This is a genomic window from Aquipuribacter hungaricus (genome assembly GCF_037860755.1).
GTDB lineage: Bacteria > Actinomycetota > Actinomycetes > Actinomycetales > JBBAYJ01 > Aquipuribacter > Aquipuribacter hungaricus.
Genome location: NZ_JBBEOI010000133.1, coordinates 1 through 9,843, shown reverse-complemented (window position 1 = coordinate 9,843; position 9,843 = coordinate 1). Strand labels below are relative to the sequence as shown.

The window sequence follows — 9,843 nt, the reverse complement described above, 5'->3', positions numbered from 1 at the left end:
TCGCGGAAGCGGCCGGGCCCCGTGGTCCGCAGCCGGGCGGCCTCGCCCCAGCCGACGATGCCCTCGCCGCGGCGCACCCAGCTGAACGGCTCGGCGCCGGGCGGCAGCAGCCCCAGCAGCGGCCCGGGGTCGTCGATCTCGACCGTGCGGGCGACCAGGCGCGGGGCCGGTCGCGCGACGGGCGCGACGGGGTCGGGCGCCGGGGCGGACACCGGACCAGCGTAGGCAGCGGGCGCGGTCCCCACCGCCGGGGACCGCGTGAGGTCCGCCACCACGGCGGGGGCCGCCCGGCGCCCGGGCCCGTCCGGCGGCACCGTGGGACCATGGCGGCGTGCCCGACAGCGTGAGCCCCGCCAGGACCGACACCGGCGTCCGCGCCCGGCTCGACAAGCGTCCCGACGAGGTGTCGACGATGTTCGACGGCGTCGCCGAGCGGTACGACCTGACGAACACCCTGGCCTCGCTGGGCGCCGACCGCCGCTGGCGCACGCTGGTCACCCGCGAGGTGGACGCCCGGCCGGGCGAGCGCGTGCTCGACCTGGCCGCGGGCACCGGCACGTCGACCGAGCCGTTCGCCGACGCCGGCGTGCACGCGGTGGCCTGCGACTTCTCCCTCGGGATGCTGACCGTCGGCCGCCGGCGCCGCCCGGACATGGCCTTCCTCGCCGGCGACGCGACCCGGCTGCCGTTCGCCGACGCCTCGTTCGACGCGGTGACCATCTCGTTCGGCCTGCGCAACGTCGTGGACCCCGACGCGGGCCTCGCCGAGATGCTGCGCGTCGTGCGCCCGGGCGGGCGGCTCGTCGTCTGCGAGTTCAGCCACCCCACGTGGCGGCCGTTCCGGCGGGTCTACGACAGCTACCTGCTCCGTGCGCTGCCCGCCGTGGCCCGCGTCGCCTCGTCCAACCGCGACGCCTACGACTACCTCGCGGAGTCCATCCAGGCATGGCCGGACCAGCAGCAGCTCGCCGAGCGGGTGCGGGCCTCGGGCTGGACCCAGGTGAGCTGGCGCGACGCGAGCCTGGGCATCGTCGCGCTGCACAGCGCGGTCCGCCCGGTCTGAGGGCCGGACGCCAGCTCCACGACCCCCTCGCCGGGCGACCGACGTCCGTACCCCGTCCGGCGGGGGACGAACCTCCCGGTCGCGGGAGCCGGCACCTGGCGTCGTACCCTTTGTGACGCCGTGCACAACCCCGTCGTGCACGCGTCCCCGGAGGTCCGCGTGAGCACCCTGACCGAGCAGCCCGACGCACCGGTGCACGACGTCCCGGCCGAGGCGGACGTCGTCGTCGTCGGCGCCGGCCCCGCAGGATCGACCGCCGCGGCCTACCTCGCCCGGGCCGGGCTGCACGTCGTCCTCCTGGAGAAGACCGCCTTCCCGCGCGAGAAGGTCTGCGGCGACGGCCTGACTCCCCGCGGGGTCAAGGAGCTCGTCGCCCTCGGCGTCCCGCACGAGGAGAGCGACGGCTGGATCCGCAACAAGGGGCTGCGCATCGTCGGCGGCGGCCAGCGGCTCGAGCTGCCCTGGCCCGAGCTCACCGGCGTGCCCAGCTACGGGCTGGTCCGCCCCCGTGCCGACCTCGACGAGGTCCTGGCCCGCACCGCGCAGCAGGACGGGGCCCAGCTGTTCGAGCAGACCTCGGTCACCGGTCCCGTGCTCGACGGCGCCGGCCGCATCACGGGCGTCACCTGGGCCCGCCACGACGCGAAGGGGCGCAAGACCGGGCTCACCGGCACGGTGCGCGCCCGGGTCGTCGTCGCCGCGGACGGCAACAGCTCCCGCCTGAGCCTGGCCATGGGGCTGCTCAAGCGCGACGACCGGCCGCTCGGCGTCGCGGTCCGGACGTACTACACGTCGCCCCGCACGCACGACGACTACCTCGAGTCCTGGCTGGAGCTGTGGGACGGCCCGCCCGGGCAGTCGTCGCTCCTGCCCGGCTACGGCTGGGTGTTCGGCGTGGGCGACGGCACGAGCAACGTCGGGCTCGGCATCCTCAGCAGCTCCTCGGCCTTCGGCAACGTCGACTACAAGGAGCTGCTGCAGCGCTGGGTGGCGACCATGCCCGAGGACTGGGGCTTCTCGCCGGAGAACCAGCAGGGCGGCATCAAGGGTGCCGCGCTGCCCATGGGCTTCAACCGGACCCCCCACTACACCCGCGGCCTCGTGCTCGTCGGTGACGCGGGCGGCATGGTCAACCCCTTCAACGGCGAGGGCATTGCCTACGCCATGGCCAGCTCCCGCATCGCCGCCGGCGTCGTGGCGGGGGCGCTGGGCCTGCCCGGGCACGAGCGCGAGCGGGCCCTCGAGGGCTACGCGGCCGCTGTCGACGCGGAGATGGGGTCCTACTACGCGCTGGGCCGCGTCTTCGTGAAGCTCATCGGCAACCCGTGGGTCATGCAGACCGCCACCCGGTACGGCCTGCCGCGCCCGCTGCTCATGCAGTTCGTGCTCAAGCTGCTCGCCAACCTCTACGCGGACACGGGCGGCACGAGCGTCGACAAGGTCATCCAGCAGATGGAGCGGCTGTCCCCGGTGGCGGCGAGGATCGCGTGAGGGCAACCCCTAGGATTGCCCGCGCACGCGGGGGACATGCCTCGCTGTCGACGACCCGACGACGAGGAGTGGCGACGTGAGCCCCTATCTGCCGCTGGTGATCATGCTGGCGATCGGCGCCGGCTTCGCCGCGTTCTCCATCGTCGCGACCTCGCTCACGGGCCCGTCCCGGTACAACCGCGCCAAGCTCGAGGCCTACGAGTGCGGCATCCAGCCGACGCCCCAGGCGGCCGGCGGCGGGCGGGTGCCCGTGAAGTTCTACCTGATCGCCATGCTCTTCATCGTCTTCGACATCGAGACCGTCTTCCTCATCCCGTGGGCCATCGCCTTCAACCAGCTCGGCGTCTTCGCGCTGGTCCAGGTGCTGCTGTTCGTCGGCGCGATCCTCGTCGCCTACGGCTACGTGTGGCGCCGCGGCGGGCTCGAGTGGGACTGACCGTCCCCCCCGCCTGACCCGCCCCACCGGCAGCACGCACCTCAGCACGACCCGGCAGCACGCCGCGGGACCGGGCCCGCACCGCCGCACCAGGACCAAGCGCACCAGCACCAGCCGCACCGGCACCAGCGCCCGACGCAGCAGACACAGCAGTCGCAGCACCGACAGGAGCACAGCATGGGTATCGAGGAGAAGCTCCCGGCAGGGATCCTGCTGGGACAGGTGGAGCAGCTCGTCGGGCTCGTCCGCAAGTCGTCCGTCTGGCCGGCGACGTTCGGCCTGGCCTGCTGCGCCATCGAGATGATGGCCGTGGGCGGACCCAAGTACGACATCGCCCGGTTCGGCATGGAGCGGTTCTCCGCGAGCCCCCGCCAGGCCGACCTCATGATCGTCGCCGGCCGGGTGAGCCAGAAGATGGCCCCGGTCGTCCGCCAGGTCTACGACCAGATGCCCAACCCCAAGTGGGTCATCGCCATGGGCGTCTGCGCGTCCTCGGGCGGCATGTTTAACAACTACGCGATCGTCCAGGGCGTCGACCACATCGTGCCCGTCGACGTCTACCTGCCCGGCTGCCCGCCGCGCCCGGAGATGCTGCTGGACGCGATCCTCATGCTCCACGACCAGATCAAGGGCGAGAAGATGGGCGCGCACAAGGTCACGGCCGAGGCCGAGGCCGAGGAGCGCGCGCTCGCCGCCACCCCGACGGTCCAGATGAAGGGGCTGCTGCGGTGAGCGACCCGACCGACAGCACGCGCCCGGAGAAGACGCCGGCCAGCGACACCCCCGGCGCGGGCACCCCGACCGGCGACGACGACGTCGACCGGACCGGGCAGCGCGCCGGCGAGACCGACGGGCCCAGCGCCCAGGCCGGCCGCCAGGCGGAGCAGGCCGACGCGACCGCGCCCGCCGGCGTCTCGGGCGACGCCATCGACCCCTCGACCAAGGTGTCGGCCGACCCCGCCGTCACCGAGGCGACGAAGGGCGTGCACACCACGGGCACGGACGCCGACGCCACCACGGCGACGGACGTGACGACGGGCGAGCGCACCGGCACCTCGGGCGGCCTCACGCCCGCCGGCACCCCGGCCGCCGCGACCCCGGTCACCACGCGCCGCGGGATGTTCGGCTCGCCCGCCGGCCCGGGGGACACCTCCGGCTACTCGGGCCTGGTGTCGACCTCGACGGTCGCCCTGCCCGCGCAGCGGCCCTACGGCGGCTGGTTCGACGAGGTCGCCGACCTGCTCGGCGACAGCCTGGCCGAGATCGGCCTGGGCTACGACAGCCCGGCCGGCGCGATCGAGAAGGTCGTCGTCAGCTTCGGCGAGATCACGTTCCACGTCCGGCGCGAGCACGTCGTCGAGGTGTGCCGGCGGCTGCGCGACGAGCCCGACCTGCGCTTCGAGCTCAGCCTCGGCGTCTCCGGGGTGCACTACCCGGAGGACACGGGCCGGGAGCTGCACGCGGTCTACCACCTGAAGTCGATCACCCACTCCCGCCGGGTGCGCTTGGAGGTCTCCGTCCCCGACGCCGACCCCCACATCCCCTCGACCACGGCGGTCTACCCGACGCACGACTGGCACGAGCGCGAGACCTGGGACTTCTTCGGCATCCAGTTCGACGGCCACCCGGCCCTCACGCGGATCCACATGCCCGACGACTGGCCGGGCCACCCGCAGCGCAAGGACTACCCCCTCGGCGGCATCCCGGTGGAGTACAAGGGCGCCACCGTCCCGTCGCCCGACGTGCGGAGGCAGTACACGTGAGCAGCACCACGAGCAGCAGCACGGGCAGCAGCACCGGCGGCACCCGCGGCGCGGGCAACCCGGTCGACTCCAGCGCCTCCCCGGCCGACGCCACCCCGGCGCCCGCGGGCGGCTCCACCCACGACGACGCCTACGGCGTGCTCAACGCCGACAACGACGTGCTCGAGGGCGCGGTCGTCACCGTCGGCGGCGGCGACTGGGACGACGTGGTCGACACCGCGCGCCTGGGCGAGGAGCGGATCGTCGTCAACATGGGCCCGCAGCACCCGTCGACCCACGGCGTGCTCCGGCTCATCCTCGAGGTCGAGGGCGAGACGGTCACCGAGGCCCGCGCCGGCATCGGCTACCTCCACACCGGCATCGAGAAGAACATGGAGGTGCGGTCCTGGACCCAGGGCGTCACCTTCTGCACGCGCATGGACTACCTGTCGCCGATCTTCAACGAGACGGCGTACTGCCTGGGCATCGAGAAGATGCTCGGCATCACCGAGCAGGTGCCCGAGCGGGCCAGCGTGCTCCGCGTGCTCACCATGGAGCTCAACCGGATCGGCTCCCACGCCGTGGCCCTGGCCACCGGCGGCATGGAGCTGGGCTCCACGACGATGATGACCGACGGTTTCCGCGAGCGGGACAAGGCGCTGGAGATCCTCGAGGAGATCACCGGCCTGCGGATGAACCACGCGTTCGTGCGCCCGGGCGGCGTCGCGCAGGACATCCCGCCGGGGGCGCTGGACTCCATCCGCGAGTTCCTGCCGAGCATCCGCGCCGGCATCCGCGACCTGGAGAACCTCAGCGCCCAGAACCCGACGCTCAAGCAGCGCCTGGTCGGCACCGGCTACCTCAACCTCGCCGGCTGCCTGGCCCTGGGCATCACGGGACCGGTGCTGCGCTCGACCGGCCTGCCCGCCGACCTGCGCAAGGACGAGCCGTACTGCGGCTACGAGACCTACGACTTCGACGTGGTGACGCGCACCGAGGCCGACAACTACTCCCGCCTGCGGATCCGCCTGGACGAGATGTACCAGTCGGTCGACATCGTCGAGCAGTGCATGGAGAAGCTCCAGCGGCTGGGCCACGGCCCGGTCATGGTCGACGACCCCAAGGTCCGCTGGCCCTCCCAGCTCGCGCTGGGCGGCGACGGGCTGGGCAACTCCCTCGACCACATCCGGCAGATCATGGGCACCTCGATGGAGGCCCTGATCCACCACTTCAAGCTCGTCACCGAGGGCTTCCGGGTCCCGGCCGGGCAGGTCTACACCGCGGTGGAGTCCCCGCGCGGCGAGCTGGGGGCGCACCTGGTCTCCGACGGCGGCACCAAGCCGTACCGCGCGCACTTCCGCGACCCGTCCTTCACCAACCTGCAGGGTGTCTCCGTGATGTGCGAGGGCGCCCAGGTCGCCGACGTCGTCGCCTCGGTGGCCGCCCTCGACCCCGTCATGGGAGGCGTCGACCGCTGATGGCCTACAGCCCCGAGACCCTCGAGCAGCTGCGCACCGACGCGGCCGCCATCGTCGCCCGGTACCCGCAGGAGCGCTCGGCCCTGCTGCCGATGCTGCACCTCGTGCAGTCCGTCGACGGCTTCGTCAGCCCCGACGGGGTGACCTTCTGCGCGCAGACCCTCGGCCTGTCCACCGCCGAGGTGTCCGCGGTCGCGACCTTCTACACGCAGTACAAGCGCCACCCCAACGGGGAGTACACGGTCGGGGTCTGCACCAACACCCTGTGCGCCGTCATGGGCGGGGACGAGATCTGGGAGGCCGTCAGCGAGCACGCGGGCGTCGGCCACGACGAGACCACCGACGACGGCAAGGTCACCCTCGAGCGCATCGAGTGCAACGCGGCCTGCGACTACGCCCCCGTGGTGATGGTCAACTGGGAGTTCTTCGACAACCAGACCCCGCAGTCCACGTGCGGGCTCGTCGACCGGCTCCGCGCCGGGGAGGCCGTGCGGCCGACCCGCGGGGCCGACGAGGTCGTCGACTTCCGGGCGATGTCCCGGGTGCTCGCCGGCTTCGAGGACGGCCGTGCCGACGAGGGCCCCGCCGCGGGCCCCGCGACGCTCGCCGGCCTGCGCCTGGCCCGCCAGCAGGGGTGGGCGGCCCCGGCCGTGCCCGCCCGCACCGGCCGTCCCAGCAGCGACGGCGACAGCAGCACCGCCACCACGAGCCCGGGGAGCACCTGATGGTCGACACGCTGACGCCGGTCCTCTCGGCGATCTGGGACACCCGCAAGAGCTGGACCCTCAAGACGTACGAGCAGCACGACGGCTACCAGGCGCTGCGGCAGGCGCTGCGCACGCCGCGCTCCGAGCTCGTCGACGCGGTCAAGGCGTCCGGGCTGCGCGGCCGCGGCGGCGCGGGCTTCCCCACCGGCATGAAGTGGGGCTTCCTGCCGCCGGACGACGGCCTGCCGCGCTACCTCGTGGTCAACGCCGACGAGTCCGAGCCGGGGACGTGCAAGGACACCCCGCTCATGCTCGCCAACCCCCACGTCCTCATCGAGGGCGTCATCATCTCCGCCTACGCCATCGGGGCCGCCCGGGCGTTCGTGTACCTGCGCGGCGAGGAGCTGCACGTCTACCGCCGCCTGCTCAAGGCCGTCGCCGACGCGAGGGCCGCCGGGTACATCGGCAACGACATCCTCGGCTCGGGCTTCGACCTGGACGTCGTCGTCCACGCCGGCGCGGGCGCCTACATCTGCGGGGAGGAGACGGCGCTGCTGGACTCCCTCGAGGGCCGGCGCGGCCAGCCGCGCCTCAAGCCGCCGTTCCCGGCCGTCGCCGGGCTCTACGCGCGGCCCACCGTGGTCAACAACGTCGAGTCCATCGCCAGCGTGCCCTCGATCGTCCGCAACGGCGCCGAGTGGTTCGCGGGCATGGGCACCGAGAAGTCCAAGGGCTACGGCCTGTTCTCGGTCTCCGGCCACGTCAAGCACCCCGGGCAGTACGAGGCGCCGCTGGGCATCACCATGCGCCAGCTCCTCGAGCTGGCCGGGGGCATGCGCGAGGGCAGCACCCTGAAGTTCTGGACCCCGGGCGGGTCCTCGACGCCGCTGTTCACCGCCGAGCACCTGGACGTGCCGCTGGACTTCGAGTCCACGGCGGCCGCCGGGTCCATGCTCGGCACCCGCGCGCTGCAGATGTTCGACCAGACCACCTCGGTCGTCCGCGCCGTGCTGCGCTGGACCGAGTTCTACGCCCACGAGTCCTGCGGCAAGTGCACCCCCTGCCGCGAGGGCACGTACTGGATGGTCCAGATCCTCCGCCGGCTCGAGGCCGGCAAGGGGACCGAGGAGGACATCGACACCCTCCTCGACACCTGCGACAACATCCTCGGGCGCTCCTTCTGCGCGCTGGGCGACGGGGCCACGAGCCCCATCACGAGCGCCGTGAAGTACTTCCGCGAGGAGTTCGTCGCGGGCACCCGCACCCCGGCCCGGGAGCTGTTCCCCTACCGGGCCTCCACCGTCTTCGCCGCCACGGGCGCGGCGACCGAGCCGGCAGGTATGGCATGAGCCTCTCCACGGGCACCGAGACGACGCAGGCCGTCGAGGCGACCGAGACCGTCCCGCTGACCATCGACGGCATCGAGGTGCAGGCTCCCAAGGGCGCCCTGCTCATCCGTGTCGCCGAGGAGCTCGGGATCGCCATCCCGCGCTTCTGCGACCACCCGCTCCTGGAGCCCGCCGGCGCCTGCCGGCAGTGCCTCGTCGAGGTGTCGACGCCCAACCGCGACGGCCAGCTGACGAAGATGCCCAAGCCGCAGGCCAGCTGCACCATGACGGTCAGCCCCGGCATGGTCGTGGAGACCCAGCGCACGTCCGCCGTGGCGGACAAGGCACAGCACGGCGTCATGGAGCTGCTGCTGGTCAACCACCCGCTCGACTGCCCGATCTGCGACAAGGGCGGCGAGTGCCCGCTGCAGAACCAGGCGATGAGCAACGGCCGGGGCGAGTCGCGCTTCGTCGACACCAAGCGCACCTTCGCCAAGCCCATCAAGATCTCGACCCAGGTGCTCCTGGACCGCGAGCGCTGCATCCTCTGCCAGCGGTGCACCCGGTTCTCCAAGGAGATCGCCGGCGACACCTTCATCGACCTGCAGAAGCGTGGCGCCTCCCAGCAGATCGGCACCTTCGACACCCGGGTGCTCGGCTACACCGGCGGGCTCACCGAGGGCTCCGCCGAGCTCGACGAGGCCGGTGCGCCGTTCGCGTCGTACTTCTCGGGCAACACGGTGCAGATCTGCCCGGTCGGCGCGCTCACCGGCGCCGCCTACCGCTTCCGCGCCCGCCCGTTCGACCTGGTCAGCTCCGCGACCGTCTGCGAGCACTGCAGCTCCGGCTGCGCGGTGCGCGCGGACCACCGCCGCGGTGTCGTGCTGCGCCGCCTGGCCGGCGAGGACCCCGCGGTCAACGAGGAGTGGAACTGCGACAAGGGCCGCTGGGCGTTCACCTACGCCACGCTGCCCGACCGCGTCGACGTCCCGCTCGTGCGCGACGAGGTGACCGGCGAGCTCGTCGAGACCTCGTGGCCCGACGCCCTCGACGTGGCCGCCCGCGGCCTCGCCGCGGCCCGCGACCGCGCCGGCGTCGGCACGCTCGTCGGCGGCCGGCTCACGGTCGAGGACTCCTACGCCTACGGCAAGTTCGCCCGCACGGTGCTCGGCAGCAACGACGTCGACTTCCGCGCCCGCCCGCACTCGGCGGAGGAGGAGGCCTTCCTCGCCTCCCAGGTCGCCGGCACCGGCATCGGCGTCACCTACGGCGACCTCGAGCGCGCCGCCGCGGTCGTGCTCGTCGGCCTGGAGCCGGAGGAGGAGTCGCCGATCCTCTTCCTGCGCCTGCGCAAGGCCGCCCGCAAGGGCCTCGGCGTCACCTCGGTGGCACCGCTGGCCAGCCGCGGCCTGGAGAAGCTGTCCGGCCTGCTCGTCCCCACCCCGCCCGGCGACGAGGCGGCCGTGCTGCGCGCCGCCGCCCAGCCGTCCGCGGCGCACCCGGCGGCGGAGGCCATCTCCGCCGCGCTGAGGAGCGAGGGCGCCGTCCTGCTCGTCGGCGAGCGGCTGGCGACCTCGCCCGGCGCGCTGTCGGCCGCG

At 73.2% G+C, this 9,843-nt stretch carries 9 protein-coding genes and 1 pseudogene; 9 read left to right on the top strand and 1 reads right to left on the bottom strand.

The genetic code is table 11. The annotated features are described in order from the left end of the window. Nucleotides 1–212: pseudogene (locus WCS02_RS13340) on the bottom strand (isochorismate synthase); the annotation flags it as partial. Nucleotides 213–331: 119 nt separating this feature from the next. On the opposite strand from WCS02_RS13340, the gene WCS02_RS13335 reads away from it, so the two are divergent. The 9 genes from WCS02_RS13335 to WCS02_RS13295 all read left to right on the top strand — a co-directional run. Beyond that, on the top strand, nucleotides 332–1,063 hold the full coding sequence (locus tag WCS02_RS13335) for a demethylmenaquinone methyltransferase (protein ID WP_340294021.1): 732 nt from the start codon (nucleotides 332–334) through the stop codon (nucleotides 1,061–1,063). A gap of 159 nt (nucleotides 1,064–1,222) precedes the next feature. Beyond that, on the top strand, nucleotides 1,223–2,554 hold the full coding sequence (locus tag WCS02_RS13330; RefSeq protein WP_340294019.1) for a geranylgeranyl reductase family protein: 1,332 nt from the start codon (nucleotides 1,223–1,225) through the stop codon (nucleotides 2,552–2,554). Between the two features lie 76 nt (nucleotides 2,555–2,630). Beyond that, nucleotides 2,631–2,990, top strand: coding sequence for an NADH-quinone oxidoreductase subunit A (locus tag WCS02_RS13325; RefSeq protein WP_340294018.1), 360 nt, complete (start codon nucleotides 2,631–2,633; stop codon nucleotides 2,988–2,990). Between the two features lie 177 nt (nucleotides 2,991–3,167). Next, the gene (locus WCS02_RS13320; protein ID WP_340294017.1) at nucleotides 3,168–3,722 is read left to right on the top strand and encodes a NuoB/complex I 20 kDa subunit family protein; all 555 of its coding nucleotides are present in this window, start codon (nucleotides 3,168–3,170) and stop codon (nucleotides 3,720–3,722) included. Further along, complete coding sequence (locus WCS02_RS13315; RefSeq protein WP_376984264.1) at nucleotides 3,719–4,753, top strand: NADH-quinone oxidoreductase subunit C; 1,035 nt, start codon at nucleotides 3,719–3,721, stop codon at nucleotides 4,751–4,753. The genes WCS02_RS13320 and WCS02_RS13315 overlap by 4 nt, the downstream gene beginning before the upstream one ends. A 137-nt stretch (nucleotides 4,754–4,890) precedes the next feature. Further along, the gene (locus WCS02_RS13310) at nucleotides 4,891–6,210 is read left to right on the top strand and encodes an NADH-quinone oxidoreductase subunit D (RefSeq protein WP_376984267.1); all 1,320 of its coding nucleotides are present in this window, start codon (nucleotides 4,891–4,893) and stop codon (nucleotides 6,208–6,210) included. After that, the gene (gene nuoE, locus WCS02_RS13305; RefSeq protein ID WP_340294016.1) at nucleotides 6,210–6,935 is read left to right on the top strand and encodes an NADH-quinone oxidoreductase subunit NuoE; all 726 of its coding nucleotides are present in this window, start codon (nucleotides 6,210–6,212) and stop codon (nucleotides 6,933–6,935) included. The genes WCS02_RS13310 and nuoE overlap by 1 nt, the downstream gene beginning before the upstream one ends. Then, complete coding sequence (gene nuoF, locus WCS02_RS13300; RefSeq protein ID WP_340294015.1) at nucleotides 6,935–8,266, top strand: NADH-quinone oxidoreductase subunit NuoF; 1,332 nt, start codon at nucleotides 6,935–6,937, stop codon at nucleotides 8,264–8,266. Before nuoE ends, nuoF begins: the two co-directional genes overlap by 1 nt. Continuing rightward, nucleotides 8,263–9,843 (top strand): NADH-quinone oxidoreductase subunit G (locus tag WCS02_RS13295; protein ID WP_340294014.1); only part of this gene is annotated, 1,581 nt, incomplete at its 3' end. The genes nuoF and WCS02_RS13295, both read left to right, overlap by 4 nt.